A 17650-nucleotide genomic window follows, 5' to 3' on the forward strand; every position below is an offset into this window, starting at 1 on the left:
GGGACGCGGCGGAGGGGGCTACGTGGCCTGCAGGGTGAGCGGCGGCCCCGGATCCGGCGACAGCGGCACGTTCTCGCGCTGCATGAGCCAGCCGGCGATGTTGTGGAACAGCGGGGCCGCCGAGTGCCCGGGTGTGCCGTCGGCGTTGCGCTGGGGGTTGTCCATCATGATGCCGATGACGTAGCGGGGATTGTCGACGGTGGCCATGCCGGCAAAGGTGATCCAGTAGACGTCGTCGAAGTAGCAACCGCAGCCGGGGTTGATCTGCTGGGCGGTGCCGGTCTTGCCCGCCATCTGATAGCCGGACACCGCGGCGGCCGGCCCGGTGCCCTGCTGGTAGCCCATCGGGTCGTGCTGCACGACGGCGCGCAGCATGCCCCGGACCGTCTGGGCGGTCTGCGGCGACACCACCCGAACCCCGTCCGGGTGCGGTTCTTCGGTCCGGGTGCCGTCGGGCGCGATGGTGGCCTTGATGATCCGCGGCGGTACCCGCAGGCCGTCGTTGGCGATCGTCTGGTACATGTCGGTCATCTGCAGTAGGGTCATCGAAAGTCCTTGGCCGATGGGCAGGTTCGAGAAGGTGCTGCCCGACCATTGGTCGATGGGCGGCACCAGCCCCGCGCTCTCACCGGGCAACCCGACGTTGGTGCGCTGGCCGAGCCCGAACTTGCGGACCATGTCGTAGAAGCGTTCCGGGCCGACGCGCTGCGCCAGCATCAGGGTGCCGACGTTCGACGACTTTCCGAACACGCCGGTGGTGGTGTAGGGCATCACGCCGTGGTCCCAGGCGTCGTGGATGCTGACGCCGCCCATCTGGATCGAGCCGGGCACCTGCAACACCTCGTCGGGGTTGGACAGGCCGTATTCGATGACCGAGGACGCGGTGATCACCTTGTTCACCGACCCCGGTTCGAAGGGCGAGGAGACCGTCAGGTTGCCCAGTTGCCGATCACCCTGGCGCCCGATGTCTTGGGACGGGTCGAAGGTGTTGTCGTTGGCCATGGCCAGCACCTCGCCCGTCTTGGAGTCCAGCACGACGGCCGAAACATTATGCGCCCCAGACAGATTCTTCGCCTGCTGGACCTGCTGCTGGACGTAGAACTGGATGTCGTCGTCCAGGGTCAGCTGGACGGTCGAGCCGTTGACGGCCCGGTGCCGGTTGCGGTAACTGCCGGGGATGACGACCCCGTCGGATCCGCGGTCATACGTGACGGAGCCGTCGGTTCCGGACAGGACGGAATCCAGGGAGTCCTCCAGCCCGAGCAGTCCGTGGCCGTCCCAGTCGATGCCGCCGACGATGTTGGCGGCCAGCGATCCGCCCGGATACTGGCGCAGATCCTGGCGCTCGGAGCCGACCTCGGGGAACTTCTCCGAGATCGCGCTGGCGACCGCGGGGTCGACGGCGCGCGCGAGGTACACGAAATTCTCGTTGCTTTGCAGCTTCTTCAGCACGGTCGCAAAATCCGGCTTGTTGTTCAGCCGCGCCGAGACTTCCTTGGCCATGTCACGCAGCCGCTCCTGCGGATCGGGGGCGGCGGGGTTCTTCTTTCTCGCCTCCTCCAACTGCTGGTGAATCCGCTTGGGCTGGAACGTCAACGCGCGCGACTCGATGGTGAACGCCAGCTGTTGGTTGTTGCGGTCCACGATGCTGCCGCGGATGGCCTTCTCGACGTCGGTGACCTTGAGCTGCCCGGCCGCCTGCGCGCGCAGCTTCGGGGCATCCGTGACCTGCAGGACGAACAGCTGCGCCGCCGCGACCGCCATCAGCGCCACGATCACCACGTTGCCGGCCCGATGCCGGAAGACGAACGACGCGCCGCGCGAGCCCACTTCCACGATCTGGCGGGTGCGCCGGTCGCGCGCCGAGTGTCCGACCGCCATCGCTTCGGCCGGGCGAGCTTGCTTGGTCTGCTTGGCGTTACGGGGCTTCTTCGGTTGCCGCACGTCCTTGGGCTCTTGCGGCTTACGGGGCCGGCGCGTCGGTCGCGCCGAGGGCGACCGGCGTCCCCGCCCGTCCTCGCCGCGGCTCATCGGGCGCCACCCGGCGTCGCGGCGGCCAGCGGGCCGGGCTGTTGGCCGTTAGCCGGCACGCCCGGCTGAGGGGGCTGAGGCACCTGAGGAGGGGCCTGCGCAGCCGGGCCGGGCAACCCCGGCCGCACCGGGACCGGCACCTCCGCGGGCAGCGGGGCGGGCACCGATCCGGGGGCCGGCATCGGCAGCCCGCCCATGGGAATCGAGACCTCGGCGGGCGGCGCAGGCTGCGCGGGGCCCGTCGGGGACGGCAGACCCGGCGTCGGCAGCACCGGCACCACCCCCTGGAAGTGCCCCGTGGCCGGGCCGCCCGGCATCCCCGGCAGCGGGGCTATGGCCTGCGAAGGGATTTGCGCGGGCAGGTGCTGGCCGCCCACGGTCGACGAACCGTCCGGGGCGCGCAACAGCGCCTCCGGCCCCGGCCGCGCCGGCACCGGTGGGGCCCCAGGCGCGGGCAGCACCCGGACCGGGACCTCCGGCGGCAGCGCGGGCGGCGGCGGAGCCGGTGGGGGCGCGTCGGAGATCTTGCTGTTCAGCGGTGGCGGCGGGACGCCGTCGGCCGGCTTCGGGCTGCCGACGACCACCCAGTTACCGGTCGGGTCCTGGACCAGGTGTGCGGTGTCCCGCGTCGGGATCATGCCCTGCTTGCGCGCCGCTTCGGCCAGCGCCGGCGCGGACTCCGCCTCGCGCACATCGCGTTCCAGCGACTCCTTCTGCTGCTGCAGCATCCGGTTCTTCTCGCGGGCGTGGCTTAACTGATAGGAGCGCTCGGCGGAGTCGGTGGACAACCACAGCGTCAGGCCCAGCCCCAGGCCGAGGGCGCCGATGATCAGCACGACAAACGGAACCTTGCTCGCCAGCGTCCGTGGGCGCAGATCGATCGACGCGAGCCGGGCGGCCAACCGCTCGGTCAGGCGGGGCCGGACGGCCTTGGGCGCCTTAGCTTTCCGCGCCTTGGCCCGCGCTTTGGCCTGGCTCGCATTCTTGGGGCGGCCGGAGCGTTCGACCGGCCGGGCGATCGGGCTGGTTTGCGGTCCCGAACGGTGCGACCGGCTTTCGCGGGCGGTGGACGAGGCGGTCCCGGGCCGCGTGCGACGCGACGACGCCCCGTCGCCCGCGGCGCGCCTGTCCTTGCGGGCCGAGCCGCCGCGGCGTTTGGGCGTCTCGCGCGTTACCTTCATGAGTCGCCTTTCCCGCTAGCCTGCTGTGATTTCGCGTTCGGTCCGAGCCGTTGCAGCGCCCGCAATCGCACGGCGGCGCTGCGGGGATTGCGTTCGACCTCGGCCGCGTCCGCGCGTTCGGCGCCGCGCGTCAACGACCGGAATCTCGGCTCGTGGCCGGGAAGTTCGAAGGGCAAATCCACCGGCGTGCGCGACGCGACCGCGTCGGCAAACACCCGCTTGACGATCCGGTCCTCCAGCGATTGGTAGGCCATCACCGCGATGCGCCCGCCGACGGCCAGCGCGTCCAGCGCGGCGGGAAGGGCGTCGCGCAGCGAGGTCAGTTCGTCGTTGACGGCGATCCGCAGCGCCTGGAAGGTGCGCTTGGCCGGATGTCCGCCGGTGCGCCGGGCGGGCGCCGGAATCGCTTGGTACAGCAGCTCTACCAACTGCGCTGTCGAGGTGAACGGGGCGCTGCGGCGCCGGCGGACGATCTGGCCGGCGATGCGGCGGGCGAACCGCTCCTCGCCGTAGCGGTGCAGGATGTCCGCCAGCGCGCCCTCGTCGTAGGTGTTGACGATGTCGGCCGCGGTCAGCGGCGACGACGGGTCCATCCGCATGTCCAGCGGCGCGTCCTGGGCATAGGCGAAGCCCCGTTCGGCGCGATCGAGCTGCATGGAGGAAACGCCGAGGTCGAAAAGGATCCCGTCGACGGATTCGGCTGCGGCACAGCCGGATTCGGCCAGCGCTTCGGCGAGACCGTCGTACCGGGTGCGGACCAGGGTGACCCGGTCGGCAAACCGGTCCAGTCGGTCCCGGGCGATGTCGAGGGCGCTGGGATCGCGGTCGAGTCCGATCAGCCGCAGACCGGGCAGGTCGGTCAGGAATCGCTCGGCGTGACCACCGGCGCCGAGCGTGGCGTCGACGAGGACCGCGCCGGTCCCGTCGGGGTGCCGGCGCGTCAGGGCGGGGGTGAGCAGCTCGACGCAGCGGTGCAGCAGGACGGGCACGTGCCCGAAATCGTCCGAATTCTCAGCCACCGCAACGCCTCCCCTGAGAACCGCCCTTGCATCCTGGTCCCTGTCCGAAGGTACGAACCTGGCGTTGGGGAAGTACGCCAGGGTCGGTTCGGGCAGAGGCCACGATGCACGGGCATGCGCCTCAGATAATGTCGCCGAGTGCTTCATCGCTGGCCGCGGAGAAGTTCTCTTCGTGGGTCTGCTGGTAGTCGTGCCAGGCCTGCGCATCCCAGATCTCGAGGTAGTCGACCGCCCCGATCACCACGCAGTCCTTGGTCAGGTTCGCGTAACGGCGGTGGTCGGCCGACAGGGTGATGCGGCCCTGCGCGTCGGGATGCTGCTCGTCGGTGCCGGCGGCGAGATTGCGCAGGAAGGCCCGGGCCTCGGGGTTGCTACGTGAGGTCTTGCTGGCCCGGCGCGCCAGCTGCTCGAATTCCGTCCGGGGGTAGACCGCGAGGCTGTGGTCCTGGCTTTTGGTGACCATCAACCCCCCTGCCAACGTGTCGCGGAACTTGGCGGGCAACGTCAGCCGCCCCTTGTCGTCGAGCTTGGGCGTGTAGGTGCCGAGAAACACCAGCTCACCTCCCATGGAGACCCGGCTCTCGCCTCACCCAAACGCTTCAGCCACCATACCCCACCATCCCCCACTTCGCCCCATTATTCGGGTGTCGTGGGCGCGTTTTCCCCGTTGTCCGCCACCGAGCCCGGTCCTGCCGCCGGCCGGTGGCTCCGGACGTCCCGTTGCGGCCCGATCTTCGGGCCGGAAAACCGCACCTCAGGGCCATGGAATCGCCGGGTGGGGCGCAGTGGGGCGTCTCGGTGGGGCCCGGTGGGGCAGCTCGGGCGCGGGAAGGCTCGGTTTGGGCTCGATTGGGAGTCGAAATGAACTCCACCCGGCGTACCCACTCGCCCGGGCGCAAAAAAGAGGTAGCCGTGATGGCTACCCCTGGTGACTCCTCGTCGTCTCCGCTACTCGTCGAAGCGCCGGCGGAAGCGATCCTCCATGCGACTGGTGAACGAGCCGCCGCCCTTGTTGCGCCGCTGGCGCGCCGATCCGGGCGCGGATCCGGAACGATCGGACCTGCCCGCCAGCCGCGGGCCGGTGATCGCGTAGACCACGCCGCCGAACATCACGATGAAGCCAAAGACGCTCAGGATCGGGAAACTTCCGATCATCGTGGCTTTGAACGCCACCCCGGACACCAACATCGCCAGGCCAACGACGAACAACGCCGCGCCCTGCAGGCGCCGCCGCGCGGTCGGTGCGCGCAACCCTCCGCCGCGGACGCTCGACGCGAACTTGGGATCCTCCGCGTAGAGGGCGCTCTCGATCTGATCGAGCATCCGCTGTTCATGATCGGAGAGTGGCATTCGTCCCTCCTTGCCGACAGTTTGACACGTAACTATCGATAGCACGCGGATGCCCGGTGTAAGGGCAACTACCACAAATGATACGAGGTCAATCTGCGCCTTACCACTGGTTCGGCAGCGATTCTATCCCGGGCGCGCTCCCGCGCCCGCACACCCGGCAACGACGGTGCGCCGCAACCCGCTTGCCGATGGGGCGCGCTTCGCCCCGTCATGGCAGGCTCCTACCCGCGACCGCCGGGCGCGCGGAGCCGCGGGGGTCGGATAATGGCGACAGCCGCACGGGGCCGGAGCCACACCTGAAGCCACCCGATGAGGAGGACACCGCGAGTTGGCGATATTCCTCATCGATCTGCCGCCGAACGATATGGAGCGCCGCCTGTCTGACGCGCTCGGGGTGTACGTCGAAGCGATGCGATACCCGCGGGGTACCGAGAACCAGCGCGCCGCCATGTGGCTCGAACACATCCGTCGGCACGGCTGGCAGGGGGTGGCCGCCGTCGAGGCCGAGGCGCCCGGGGACCCCGGCGCCCAGGCCCCGTCGGCCGCAGAACTGAGCGACGCGCCGCTGCTCGGCGTGGCCTACGGCTATCCCGGGGCGCCCGGGCAGTGGTGGCAGCAGCAGGTGGTCCTGGGCTTGCAACGCGGCGGCTCGCCGCCCCAGGAGATCGCCCAGCTGATGAACAGCTACTTCGAGCTGACCGAACTGCACATCCACCCCCGTGCGCAGGGCCGCGGCCTCGGCGAGGCGTTGGCCCGCCGGCTGCTCGCCGGGCGCCCAGAGAAGAACGTCCTGCTCTCCACGCCGGAAATCAACGGAGAGCCCAACCGCGCGTGGCGGTTGTACCGGCGACTGGGCTTCACCGACGTCATCCGCGGCTATCACTTCGCCGGGGACCCACGCGCGTTCGCGATCCTGGGCCGCTCCCTTCCGCTGTAGCGACACCGCCCGGGGCGGCGCACCCGGGGCGCCGGATCTGGCACGATGACCTCGTGCACGCCAGTCCCGCCCCGGTCCGGCCCCGGGGCTTCACGCCCCGCCGGCGCCGCGTCCTGGCCATCGCGATGCTGCTGCTGATCGTGCCCCTGGCAAGCGGGTGCCTGCGGGTCCGGGCGTCGCTCACCGTCTCGCCCGACGACCTGGTGTCCGGGGAGATCATCGCGGCGGCCAAACCAAAGACGCCGAAGGACACCGGCCCGCAGCTCGACACCAACAACCTGCCGTTCGGCCAGAAAGTGGCGGTGTCGAACTACGACAGCGACGGCTACGTGGGTTCGCAGGCGGTGTTCTCCGACCTGACCTTCGCCGAGTTGCCGCAGCTGGCGAACATGAACTCCGACGCCCAGGGGGTGAGCCTGTCGCTGCGCCGCAACGGCAACCTGGTGATCCTCGAGGGCCGGGCGGACCTGACATCGGTGACCGACAACGACGCCGACGTCGAGTTGACGGTCGCGTTTCCCGGCGTCGTGACCTCCACTAACGGCGACCGCGTCGAGCCGGACGTGGTGTCGTGGAAGCTCAAACCGGGCGTGGTGACCACCATGAGCGCCAACGCCCGCTACACCGATCCGAACACCCGTAACTTCACCGGCGCGGGCGTCTGGCTGGGCATCGCGTCCTTCGCGGCGGCCGGCGTGGTGGCGCTGCTGGCCTGGATGAGCCGCGACCGTTCGCCGCGGCTCACCGCGCCGCGCGACCAGCCGCCCAGCTAGGGCGATCGCGAGCGCGGCGTTTCGCCGGGCGAAGCGGGTCGCCCGAAGGCAGCCTAGGGCGACCAGTAGTCCAGCATCTCCGCAAAGGTCTGGAACGCGGGCCCGGAAACCCCGTAGGTCGCCTCGAAATGGATGCTCAGCGGGAAGCCGAGCCCGGCCACGCCGTCGATCACGCGCTTGTACAGGTCGACCATCAGCCGGCGCTTCTGCTCCGGTTCGCTGCCGGCCAACCGTCGGACGAACTCCTGCTCGCCGGCCACGGCGGCGTTGCCGGGGTCCTGAATCAGCCAGTTGATCAGGCCGACGCGGCTCTCCACCTTCGGCACGAACCCGAAGGACAGCAGGATCTCGGGCCGGTGATCGGTGTTCTTGGCGAAGTCGGTCAGAAAGCCCACGATCGCGTCGGAATACAGCAGCTGCGTCATCCCGTACGTCGCGCCCTGGTTGCACTTGAAGTTCAGCCGGCCCTGCTCCCCTTCGCGGGTGGGGATCACGATCACGCCGCGGTTGGTCACCACGTCGCGATAGATCGACAGGGCGTCGGTCGGTGCGACGCCGGAACCCTCGCCGTCGTTCATGGTGCGCGGGACGCCGACGAAGACGACGCCCTCCATCCCGGCGGCGCACAGGTCGGTCAGCCGGCCGCGCAGCGACACCTCGTCCATGAACGCGGTCACCTGGGTGCACAGGCCCTGGAAGCCGGGCAATTCGGGCTTGATGATCGACCAGAAGTCCAGCACGTCGAATTTCGGCTTCATGGCCACGGGCCGATCGTCGTCCTCCGCGATCATCCCGGGGATCATCACGTGCCGGATCCGGCCCTCGAGGCCGAACTCGCGCGAGTACCGCACCACTTTTCGCGCGTCTTCGAGCGCCCGCTCCTTGCCGTCTTCGACGTTGGGGGGCACCAACTCGAGCGCGATGGTGTTGAGGGTCACGCGGCTCCTATCGGTCGGATCCATCAGACGACTTGTTTCCCAGATCGCCAGCATAGGGGCGCAATAGTGAGGCAGTCGAAGCAACGGGGGCCCGGAAGCGACATACACTGTCGGCCCAGGGATTGACGAGCAGAAAGGGGCGCCGCGCTGAGCCTGAAAGCTTCGGAGGCAGCGGCATCCGTCGAGTTGACCGGCGCGATCACCGAGCAACTTCGGCGATACCTGCGCGACCGGCGCGACCGGACGGCCTACATCGGCGCCGACTACGACGTCCTGGTCGCCGCCCTGGAGGACTTCGTGCTCAACGGCGGTAAACGGCTGCGGCCCGCCTTCGCCTACTGGGGCTGGCGGTCGGTGGCCACCGGCGAGCCCGAACCCGAAGTGTTGCTGCTGTTTTCCGCGCTCGAACTGCTGCACGCCTGCGCGCTGGTGCACGACGACGTGATCGACGACTCCTCAACCCGCCGCGGCAAGCCGACCGCGCACGTCCGCTTCGCGGCGCTGCACCGCGACCGGGGCTGGCGCGGCTCGCCGGAGCGGTTCGGGACGTCGGCGGCCATCCTGCTCGGCGACCTGGCACTGGCCTGGGCCGACGACATCGTCTTCGGGGCGGGATTGCCGCCCGACGCCCGGGGCCGCGTCCAGCACGTGTGGGCCGACATCCGCACCGAGGTGCTCGGCGGGCAATACCTCGACATCGTCGCCGAGAACAGCGCGGCCGAGTCGATCGCGTCGGCGATGAACGTCGACACCTTCAAGACCGCCTGCTACACCGTGGCGCGGCCGCTGCAGTTGGGCGTGGCGGCCGCCGCCGACCGGCCCGACGTGCAGGCCGCCTTCAAGGAATTCGGGACCGACCTGGGTGTGGCGTTTCAGCTGCGCGACGACGTGCTGGGCGTGTTCGGCGACCCTGCGGTGACGGGCAAGCCGTCCGGCGACGACCTGAGGTCCGGCAAGCGGACCGTGCTGCTGGCCGAGGCGGTGGAGCTGGCGGACAAGTCAGACCCCTTGGCGGCCAACCGGTTACGCGGCTCGATCGGTGCGCAGCTGACCAACGCGCAGGTCGCCGAGTTGCGCGACGTCATCGAGTCGGTGGGCGCGCTGGCCGCGGCGGAGCGACGCATCGCGGCGTTGACCGAACGCGCCCTCGGCACGCTCGCGGCGGCACCCATCAATGCGGCGGCCAAGGCGGGGCTGGCCGAGCTCGCCAGGATGGCCACGAATCGGTCCGCCTAGTCCGATGACAAGTCCCACGAGCACCGCCGCCGAGACGACCAAAGGATCGGTGGCGCAATATCTTTCACGGCTCGTCGCGTTCGCCGCCACCCCCGACGCGCGACCGGCGAAGCTCGGATTCCTGGGCTCCGTGCTGATCACCCTGGGCGGGCTGGGCGCCGGCAGCACCAAACCGCACGACCCCCTGCTGGAAGCGTTGCACCTGTCCTGGCTGCGCTTCGGCCACGGTCTGGTGCTGTCGTCGATCGTGTTGTGGGCGGGCGTGGGCCTCATGCTGATCGCGTGGGTGATGCTGGGCCGCCGCGCGCTGGCCGGGAACGCCACCGAATTCACCATGCGGGCGACCACCGCCTTCTGGCTCGCGCCACTGCTGTTGTCCGTGCCCGTCTTCAGCCGCGACACCTATTCCTACCTGGCGCAGGGCGCGCTGCTGCGCGACGGCTTCGACCCCTACGCCGTCGGCCCGGTCGCCAATCCAAACACCTTGCTGGACAACGTGAGTCCGATCTGGACCATCACCACGGCGCCCTACGGGCCGGCGTTCATCCTGATCGCCAAGCTGGTCACGATCGTGGTGGGCAACCACGTGATCGCCGGCACGATGCTGCTGCGGCTGTGCATGCTGCCGGGGTTGGCGCTGCTGATCTGGGCCACTCCCCGGCTCGCCCATCATCTGGGCACCAACGGCGCACTGGCGCTGTGGATCTGCGTTCTCAACCCGCTCGTGCTCATCCACCTGATGGGCGGCGTACACAACGAGATGCTGATGGTGGGCCTGATGGCCGCCGGGATCGCGCTCACCTTCCAGGGCCGCCACGTCCTGGGCGTCGTGCTGATCACGGCGGCGATCGCGGTCAAGGCCACCGCCGGAATCTCGTTGCCGTTCCTGGTATGGGTGTGGATGCGCCACCTGCGCGACCGGCGGGGATACCGGGCGGTCCCGGCGTTTTTGGCGGCCACCGCGACCTCACTGGCGGTCTTCGCGGTGGTGTTCGCGATCCTGTCGGCGGCGGCCGGTGTCGGGCTGGGGTGGCTGACCGCGTTGGCCGGGTCGGTGAAGATCATCAACTGGCTGACCGTGCCGACCGCGGTCGCCAACCTGATCCACGCGCTGGGCAGCGGCTTTTTCACGGTCGGCTTCTACGCCATCCTGCGCGTCACCCGGTTCGTCGGCATCGCGATCATCGCCGTGTCATTGCCGCTGTTGTGGTGGCGATTCCGGCGCGACGACCGCGCCGCGCTGACCGGGATCGCGTGGTCGATGCTGATCGTGGTGCTGTTCGTCCCGGCCGCGCTGCCCTGGTACTACTCCTGGCCGCTGGCGGTGGCGGCCCCGCTGACCCAGTCGCGGCGGGCGGTCGCGGCCATCGCCGGCCTGTCGACCTGGGTCATGGTGATCTTCAAACCCGACGGATCGCACGGCATGTACTCGTGGCTGCACTTCTCGCTGGCCACCGCCTGCGCGCTGGCCGCCTGGTACGCGCTGTACCGGGCGCCCGAATCCGTCAGTACGCCATAGCCTGCGCGCGCCGCACCACTTCCCGCGCCTGGTGGCAATGCAATGCGTCGACGGGGCGGGCGTTGGCGATCGCGTCGCGGGTGCCGTCGCGCGTGATCGTCAGCGACGGGTCCGGGGTGAACAGCCAGCGCACGATCTCCGTCTCGTGATAGCCACCGTCGTGCAGGATCGTCAACAGCCCCGGCAGGCTCTTGACCACCTCGCCGGAGTTGGTGAAGAACACCTGGGGCACCACCACGCCGCCGCCGCGCTTGACCGCGACCAGGTGACCCTCCCGCAGCTGCTGCTGCACCTTGCTCACCGACACGCCGAGTATTGCGGCCACCCCCGGCAGATCGTAGGTCGGCTCGTCGGGATCCAGGACGTCGTCGCCGGCCGGAACACTGCTCACGGCGCCAGTGTAGGCCCTGCTTAGCGCCTCGGGCCTACGTTTTCGCGTCCCGCACCTACGATGGCCCCGTGACCGGACCTGGGACGCGCGACCCGCTGGAGGGGACGTTGCTGGACGGCCGCTACCGCGTGGAGTCCCGGATCGCCAGCGGCGGCACCTCGACGGTTTATCGCGGCATCGACGTCCGGCTCGACCGCCCGGTCGCGGTGAAGGTGATGGACACCCGCTATGCCGGCGACGACCAATTCCTGACCCGCTTCCAGCTCGAGGCGCGCACCGTCGCCCGCCTGAAAAATCCCGGCCTGGTCGCGGTCTATGACCAGGGCATGGATGCCCGGCATCCGTTTTTGGTGATGGAGCTCATCGAGGGCGGAACGCTGCGCGAGCTGCTGGCCGAGCGCGGTCCGATGCCGCCCCACGCCGTCGCGGCGGTGCTTCGCCCGGTGTTGGGCGGGCTGGCCGCCGCGCACCGGGCGGGGCTGGTGCATCGCGACGTCAAGCCCGAGAACGTCCTGATCTCCGACGACGGCGACGTCAAGATCGCCGATTTCGGGCTGGTCCGCGCCGTCGCCGCCGCCGGAATCACCTCCACCAGCGTCATTCTCGGCACCGCCGCCTACCTGTCGCCCGAGCAGGTGCGCGACGGCAACGCCGGCCCGCGCAGCGATGTCTACTCGGCCGGGATCCTCACCTATGAGCTGCTGACCGGGAGCACGCCATTCACCGGCGACTCGGCATTGTCGATCGCCTACCGCCGCCTGGACGCCGACGTGCCGCCGCCCAGCGCCGCGATCGACGGTGTGCCACCGCAATTCGACGAATTGGTGGCGCGGGCGAGCGCGCGCGACCCCGCCGACCGCTACGCCGACGCGATCGAGATGGGCGCCGACCTCGCGGCGATCGCCGGAGAACTCGCGCTGCCGGACTTCCGAGTGCCCGCGCCGCGCAACTCCGCCCAACACCGATCGGCGGCGCTGCACCACAGCCGGATGAGCCAGCGCCAGCCCGCCGCCCCGCAATCGCGCCCACCGGCGCCGGCCGCGGCACCGGTTCGCAATCCCACCCGGCAGCTCCCCCGCGAAACCGACGACCGTGTAAGCGAATACCAGCCCGTCGCAGGCGAATTCGCCGGCATCGCGATGAGCGAATTCGTCTGGGCCCGCCAGCACGCGCGGCGGATGGTGCTGGTGTGGGTGGCCGTCGTGCTGGCGCTCACGGGGCTGGTCGCCACCGTGGCCTGGACTCTCGGAAGCAATCTCAGCGGCCTGCTCTGAGCCCCTTTACTCAGTCGCGCAGCATCTCGGCGACCAGGAACGCCAGCTCCAGCGACTGCTGGGTATTCAGCCGCGGGTCGCAGGCCGTCTCGTAGCGACCTCCCAGGTCGGTGTCCGAAATGTCTTGCGCCCCACCCAAACACTCGGTGACGTTCTCGCCGGTGATCTCGACGTGGATGCCGCCGGGATGCGTGCCCAGCGCGCGGTGCACCTCGAAGAACCCCTGCACCTCGTCGACGATGCGATCGAAGTGCCGCGTCTTGTAGCCGTTGGACGACTCGTGGGTGTTGCCGTGCATCGGGTCGCACTGCCAGATCACCTGGTGCCCGGTGGCCTGCACCTTCTCGACGATCGGCGGCAGCAGGTCGCGCACCTTGTTGTTGCCCAGCCTGCTCACCAGTGTCAGCCGTCCCGGCTTGTTGTGCGGGTCGAGGCGCTCGACGTATTCGACGGCCAGCTCGGGGGTCATCGTCGGGCCGATCTTCACGCCGATCGGGTTGGCGATCACCTCCGCGAACGCGATGTGCGCGCCGTCGAGCTGGCGGGTCCGCTCGCCGATCCACACATAGTGCGCCGACAGGTCGTACAGCTGCGGCTCGCCGCCCTCGACGTCGGACAGGCGCAGCATCGCCCGCTCGTAGTCGAGCACCAAAGCCTCGTGGCTGGCGTAGATTTCGGCGGTTTGCAGGTTGCGGTCGGCCACCCCGCAGGCGCTCATGAACTTCAAACCCCGGTCGATCTCGCTGGCCAACGCCTCGTACCGCGCGCCGGCCGGCGAGGTCCGCACGAATTCCCGGTTCCAGTCGTGCACCAGGTGCAGCGACGCCAGGCCCGAGGAGGTCAGGGCCCGCACCAGGTTCATCGCGGCGCTGGCGTTGGCGTAGGCGCGCACCAGCCGCGACGGGTCGTGCTCGCGGGCCGCGGCGTCGGGGGCGAAGCCGTTGATCATGTCGCCGCGGTAGGAACGCAGGCCCAGCGCGTCGAGGTCGGCCGAGCGGGGCTTGGCGTACTGGCCGGCGATGCGGGCCACCTTGACCACCGGCATGCTGGCGCCGTAGGTCAGCACCACGGCCATCTGCAGCAGGGTCCGGATGTTGCCGCGGATGTGGGGTTCGGTGTTGTCGACGAACGTCTCCGCGCAGTCGCCGCCCTGCAGCAGGAATGCCTCGCCCCGGGCGACCTGCGCCAGCTGATCCTGCAGCCGCACGATCTCCGACGGCACGGTCACCGGCGGCACGCTCTCGAGGACCGTGCGCATCGCGGCGGCCTGTTCGGCGTCCCAGCTGGGCTGCTGGGCGGCCGGCTTGGCCAGCGCGGCGTCCAGTCGCGCCCGCAGCTCGGTCGAGAGCGGCGGCAGCGGCGGCAGCTGGTCGATCGGTATGTCGACGGTCCAGTTCATCGGTCCATGGTAACCGGGGCGCGGCACCGTTCGGTCACGCCTGATCAGGGCGAACGCCCCCCGCACCCTCGGCGGCGGTGATCAGCCGGTATCGGCGGAGCTGATCGCGGGCGTCGACCAGGGCGTCGTGGGCGTCGCGCGGCCGCGGCGGCATCCGCGGAGATCCGCGCTCCTCCCACAACTGCCGAACTTCCCTGGTGAAACGGGGTATCGCCTGGGGAAGCGCCGGCATCGCGCCCCACAACTGGCACAGCGCCACGTGGTCGTAGGCCCCCACCCAGGCCCACAGCTCGATCGGTTCGGAGCCGCCCACCCCGAAAAACTCCTCCAGGTCCAGGCGGATCTGCTTGCGCGAGCGCCACAGCTGCGACGACGGCGGCGGCAGCTTGGGCAGCACGTTGGCGCGCACCCAGCTACCGGCGCGCTCGGGATCGAATTCGGTGGACACGGCGTAATACTCGCGGCCGTCCTCGGCGACCACCCCGATCGAGATCAGCTCGATGGTGCGGCCGTCCTCGATGAATTCCGTGTCATAGAAGTACCGCACCTGAAAAGCCTAGGGGAACGCCACTATCGGCTGATCAGGATGGGCCCCGTCGGCGGCGGCGCCGCGTGCACGTCATGGTCGAGCTGGGCGTCGATCAGGCGCTCGTCGGGCAGGCGCGGGGTGCCCGCGATCGCGCACTGCACCCACAGCTTGACCCGCACGACCGGGCGGCGCAGCCTACGTTCCCGCTGCAGCGCGCGTCGCATCTTGTCGGGCTGGGTGGTGTAGCGCCAGCGGGCCCATGGGGCGTGCGGGCGCGACAGCCGGATCGCGCCGATGACCAGCAGCACGACGATGAACATGCCCAGCAATCCGGTCCACACCTTGCCCTTGAGCAGCACCACCACGGCCAGTGGCAGCGTGAACACCAGCTCACCGGCCACCCCGGCGCGCAGCGCCACCGCGTCGGCGCCGTGCCAGAACGGCAGGAAGAACATCAGCGGGTGCAGGCCCATCATCAACAGCCCGGCCACCGCCACCGCGGCGAACACCGCGTCCACCGAGGTGCGGCCGTCCTCTTCCCAGTACACGTCCGACAGGTGCAGGATCAACGCGTACTCGTCGAGGACCAGCGCGGACCCGATCCCGAAAAGGCTTGCCGCCAAGGTGAACTCGGGTTCCTGCCCACTGATGGACAGGGTCACCAGCATCAACCCGGAGAGCATCACCAGGACCACCCCGAACGCCACATGGTGGATGTGCACCTCCCCGATGTGGACGTTGCGCGGTTGCCACCACCGGGCCGGACGCCCGGTTTGGGCGCGGTGGCGGATAAGCCGCACGCACGTTCGCGTGACGAAGAAGGTCAGGATGAAGGCGACCAGGCAGCACAGCAGCGGCAGCCGGCCGCGGTCGATGATGTCGTGCGCGAACCAGTGGGCCACCCCGAACACGAACCAGTGCAGCACGCTAGAAACGTACGCCTGCATTTCCGGGCAGCGCGGGAGCCGCGCTGCGACACGTCGCCGGTGCCGCTACCGATTACGCTGTTATGCGACATGAGTAGATGGCGGGCGCCCGGCGTGGGCAGTAAACCCGGGCGGGTGGCGCTGTGGTGCCTGCTTTGGCTGGTCGCGGCCGCGGCGATGTATCACGTGGCCTCGGGCCAGTTCGGGCACACCCCGTACCGCATCGACATCGACATCTATCAGATGGGCGGCCAGGCCTGGCTGGACAACCATCCCCTCTACCGCGGCGACGTGAAGTTCCACACACCCATCGGGCTGAACCTGCCGTTCACCTATCCGCCGCTGGCGGCCATCGTGTTCTGCCCGTTCTCCTGGCTGCACATGCCGGCCGCGAGCGTGGCGATCACGGCGTTGACCCTGGTGCTGCTGATCGTCTCGACGACGATCCTGCTGACCGGCCTCGACGTGTGGGACACGTCGGCCGCGCTGGGCGGCCCGGCGTGGCTGCGCCGGCTGTGGTTGGCGGTGCTCATCACCGCCGCCGCGGCGAACTGGCTGGAGCCGATCGTTTCCAACTTCGCCTTCGGCCAGATCAACGTCGTGCTGATGACGCTGGTGATCGCCGACTGCGTGCCGCGCCGCACGCCGTGGCCACGCGGCCTGCTGCTGGGCCTGGGGATCGCGCTGAAGCTCACCCCGGCGGTTTTCCTGCTCTACTTCCTGCTGCGCCGGGACAACCGCGCGGCGCTGACGGCCACGGCGTCGTTCGCGGCGATGACCCTGCTGGGCTTCGCGCTGGCGTGGAGCGATTCGTGGGAGTACTGGACCCGCACCGTCCACCACACCGACCGGATCGGTGAGGCCGCGCTGAACACCGACCAGAACATCGCGGGCACCCTGGCCCGGTTGGGGCTCGACGAGCACGCGCGGTTCCCGCTGTGGGTCGCCGCATGCCTGCTGGTGCTGGCGGTGACGATCTGGGCGATGCGGCGGGCGCTGCGGGCCGGCGAGCCGATCATGGCGGTGATCTGCGTCGCGCTGTTCGGTTTGGTGGTCTCCCCGGTGTCCTGGTCACACCACTGGGTCTGGGCGCTGCCGACGCTGCTCGTGACCGGGGTGCTGGCGTGGCGGCGCCGCAACATCGCGCTGGGCGTGCTCAGCGCCGTCGGGGTGGCGCTGATGAGGTGGACGTGGACGCCGATCGACCTGCTGCCCAAGCACCACGAGACCACCGCCAACTGGTGGCGCCAGCTCGTCGGCGCGTCCTACGTGTGGTGGGCCTTGGCGGTCATCGTCGCGGCGGGGCTGACGATCTCGGCCCGAACGAGCCGGTCCGCGCCGGCCAGGGCCACTCCGACGCCGGTCGCTGCTTCGAGCTAGCCGACGGCCGTCTCGGGAATCCGCGCGGCGGCCTCATCCGTCGGGTCGGCGCCCTCCGATTCGGCGCCGCGTTCCTTGAGGCTGGCGGCATAGATGTCGACGTACTCCTGCCCGGAGAGCCCCATCAGCTCGTAGATCACCTCGTCGGTGACGGCCCGCTCGATGAAGCGGTTGCCGGCCATTCCCTCGAACCGGGAGAAGTCCATCGGCTTGCCGAACCGGACGGTGACGCGCCCGAACCGCAGCATCGTGGTGCCCGGCGGGTTGACCACGTTGGTGCCGATCATCGCCACCGGGATCACCGGGACACCGGTGTGCAGCGCCAGCCGCGCCAGCCCGGTCTTGCCCTTGTACAACCGGCCGTCGGGCGAGCGGGTGCCCTCGGGGTACATGCCCAGCAGCTTGCCCTGCTTGAGCACCTGCTCGGCGGTGTTGAGCGCGGCCTGCGCGGCGTCCGCGTCGGTGCGGTCGATCGGCACCTGCCCGACGGCGGTGAAGAACCACCGGCTGAACCAGCCCTTCAGACCGGTGCCGGTGAAATATTCGGACTTCGCGAGGAAGGTGATCCGGCGCCGGACCACCAGCGGCAGGAAGAAGCTGTCCATCACGGCGAGGTGATTACTCGCCAGGATCACCGGGCCGGACGTCGGAACGTATTCCAGCCCTTCAACTTTCGGCCGGCCAAGCAGGGACAGCAACGGGCCAAGCAGGATGTACTTGAATAGCCAGTACCACATGGCCCTCCCTCTCGCCCGCCACCCGCAGTG

17 protein-coding genes are annotated in these 17650 nt (G+C 69.7%); 6 read left to right on the forward strand and 11 right to left on the reverse strand.

What is annotated here, in order from left to right; genetic code table 11:
* Nucleotides 1–18: 18 nt before the first annotated feature.
* From AC5Y5E_RS28440 to AC5Y5E_RS28460, 5 genes are all read right to left on the reverse strand, one after another.
* On the reverse strand, nt 19–2031 hold the full coding sequence (locus AC5Y5E_RS28440) for a peptidoglycan D,D-transpeptidase FtsI family protein (protein WP_499907028.1): 2013 nt from the start codon (nt 2029–2031) through the stop codon (nt 19–21).
* Nucleotides 2028–3212, reverse strand: a complete 1185-nt coding sequence (gene ftsL / locus AC5Y5E_RS28445) for a cell division protein FtsL (RefSeq protein ID WP_499907030.1) — start codon at nt 3210–3212, stop codon at nt 2028–2030. Before ftsL ends, AC5Y5E_RS28440 begins: the two co-directional genes overlap by 4 nt.
* Nucleotides 3209–4378 carry a 16S rRNA (cytosine(1402)-N(4))-methyltransferase RsmH gene (gene rsmH / locus AC5Y5E_RS28450; RefSeq protein ID WP_499907032.1) on the reverse strand — a complete coding sequence of 390 codons (1170 nt, stop codon included), beginning with the start codon at nt 4376–4378 and terminating at the stop codon, nt 3209–3211. Before rsmH ends, ftsL begins: the two co-directional genes overlap by 4 nt.
* The gene (gene mraZ / locus AC5Y5E_RS28455; RefSeq protein WP_499907221.1) at nt 4353–4784 is read right to left on the reverse strand and encodes a division/cell wall cluster transcriptional repressor MraZ; all 432 of its coding nucleotides are present in this window, start codon (nt 4782–4784) and stop codon (nt 4353–4355) included. Before mraZ ends, rsmH begins: the two co-directional genes overlap by 26 nt.
* 395 nt (nt 4785–5179) lie before the next feature.
* On the reverse strand, nt 5180–5581 hold the full coding sequence (locus tag AC5Y5E_RS28460) for an SCO2097 family morphological protein (RefSeq protein ID WP_499907034.1): 402 nt from the start codon (nt 5579–5581) through the stop codon (nt 5180–5182).
* Between the two features lie 328 nt (nt 5582–5909).
* Here AC5Y5E_RS28460 and AC5Y5E_RS28465 point away from each other — a divergent pair, with 328 nt between their 5' ends.
* Both AC5Y5E_RS28465 and lppM read left to right on the forward strand, forming a co-directional pair.
* Nucleotides 5910–6518: a GNAT family N-acetyltransferase gene (locus tag AC5Y5E_RS28465; protein WP_499907036.1), complete on the forward strand. Its 609-nt coding sequence runs from the start codon at nt 5910–5912 to the stop codon at nt 6516–6518.
* A gap of 125 nt (nt 6519–6643) precedes the next feature.
* Nucleotides 6644–7291: a lipoprotein LppM gene (gene lppM, locus AC5Y5E_RS28470; protein WP_499881401.1), complete on the forward strand. Its 648-nt coding sequence runs from the start codon at nt 6644–6646 to the stop codon at nt 7289–7291.
* 53 nt (nt 7292–7344) lie between these two features.
* Here lppM and AC5Y5E_RS28475 read toward each other — a convergent pair whose 3' ends face one another.
* The gene (locus AC5Y5E_RS28475; RefSeq protein ID WP_499907037.1) at nt 7345–8229 is read right to left on the reverse strand and encodes a mycobacterial-type methylenetetrahydrofolate reductase; all 885 of its coding nucleotides are present in this window, start codon (nt 8227–8229) and stop codon (nt 7345–7347) included.
* Between the two features lie 186 nt (nt 8230–8415).
* Here AC5Y5E_RS28475 and idsA2 point away from each other — a divergent pair, with 186 nt between their 5' ends.
* Together idsA2 and AC5Y5E_RS28485 are read left to right on the forward strand one after the other, a co-directional pair.
* The gene (idsA2, locus tag AC5Y5E_RS28480; protein ID WP_499907039.1) at nt 8416–9465 is read left to right on the forward strand and encodes a bifunctional (2E,6E)-farnesyl/geranyl diphosphate synthase; all 1050 of its coding nucleotides are present in this window, start codon (nt 8416–8418) and stop codon (nt 9463–9465) included.
* Nucleotides 9466–9469: 4 nt separating this feature from the next.
* Nucleotides 9470–10984, forward strand: coding sequence for an alpha-(1->6)-mannopyranosyltransferase A (locus tag AC5Y5E_RS28485; RefSeq protein ID WP_499907041.1), 1515 nt, complete (start codon nt 9470–9472; stop codon nt 10982–10984).
* Here the strand turns inward: AC5Y5E_RS28485 and AC5Y5E_RS28490 are convergent.
* Entirely contained in the window at nt 10971–11375 is a 405-nt protein-coding gene (locus tag AC5Y5E_RS28490; protein WP_499907043.1) for an Rv2175c family DNA-binding protein, read from the reverse strand. The two genes, AC5Y5E_RS28485 and AC5Y5E_RS28490, sit on opposite strands and share 14 nt — an antisense overlap.
* 68 nt (nt 11376–11443) lie before the next feature.
* Between AC5Y5E_RS28490 and AC5Y5E_RS28495 the strand changes: the two genes are divergently transcribed.
* Complete coding sequence (locus AC5Y5E_RS28495; RefSeq protein ID WP_499907045.1) at nt 11444–12649, forward strand: protein kinase domain-containing protein; 1206 nt, start codon at nt 11444–11446, stop codon at nt 12647–12649.
* 10 nt (nt 12650–12659) lie between these two features.
* On the opposite strand, the gene AC5Y5E_RS28500 is transcribed toward AC5Y5E_RS28495, so the two are convergent.
* From AC5Y5E_RS28500 to AC5Y5E_RS28510, 3 genes are read right to left on the reverse strand one after another with little or no spacing between them, the layout of a single operon-like run.
* The gene (locus AC5Y5E_RS28500) at nt 12660–14048 is read right to left on the reverse strand and encodes a class II 3-deoxy-7-phosphoheptulonate synthase (RefSeq protein WP_499907047.1); all 1389 of its coding nucleotides are present in this window, start codon (nt 14046–14048) and stop codon (nt 12660–12662) included.
* A 34-nt stretch (nt 14049–14082) separates the two neighbouring features.
* Nucleotides 14083–14595: a polyadenylate-specific 3'-exoribonuclease AS gene (locus tag AC5Y5E_RS28505; protein WP_499907049.1), complete on the reverse strand. Its 513-nt coding sequence runs from the start codon at nt 14593–14595 to the stop codon at nt 14083–14085.
* A 23-nt stretch (nt 14596–14618) separates the two neighbouring features.
* Entirely contained in the window at nt 14619–15503 is an 885-nt protein-coding gene (locus tag AC5Y5E_RS28510) for a hypothetical protein (protein WP_499907051.1), read from the reverse strand.
* A 90-nt stretch (nt 15504–15593) separates the two neighbouring features.
* On the opposite strand from AC5Y5E_RS28510, the gene AC5Y5E_RS28515 reads away from it, so the two are divergent.
* The gene (locus AC5Y5E_RS28515) at nt 15594–16883 is read left to right on the forward strand and encodes a glycosyltransferase 87 family protein (protein ID WP_499907053.1); all 1290 of its coding nucleotides are present in this window, start codon (nt 15594–15596) and stop codon (nt 16881–16883) included.
* On the opposite strand, the gene AC5Y5E_RS28520 is transcribed toward AC5Y5E_RS28515, so the two are convergent.
* Nucleotides 16880–17620: a lysophospholipid acyltransferase family protein gene (locus AC5Y5E_RS28520; protein WP_499907055.1), complete on the reverse strand. Its 741-nt coding sequence runs from the start codon at nt 17618–17620 to the stop codon at nt 16880–16882. The two genes, AC5Y5E_RS28515 and AC5Y5E_RS28520, sit on opposite strands and share 4 nt — an antisense overlap.
* Nucleotides 17621–17650 lie beyond the last annotated feature (30 nt).

It is taken from the genome of Mycobacterium sp. NGS54 (assembly GCF_059812465.1).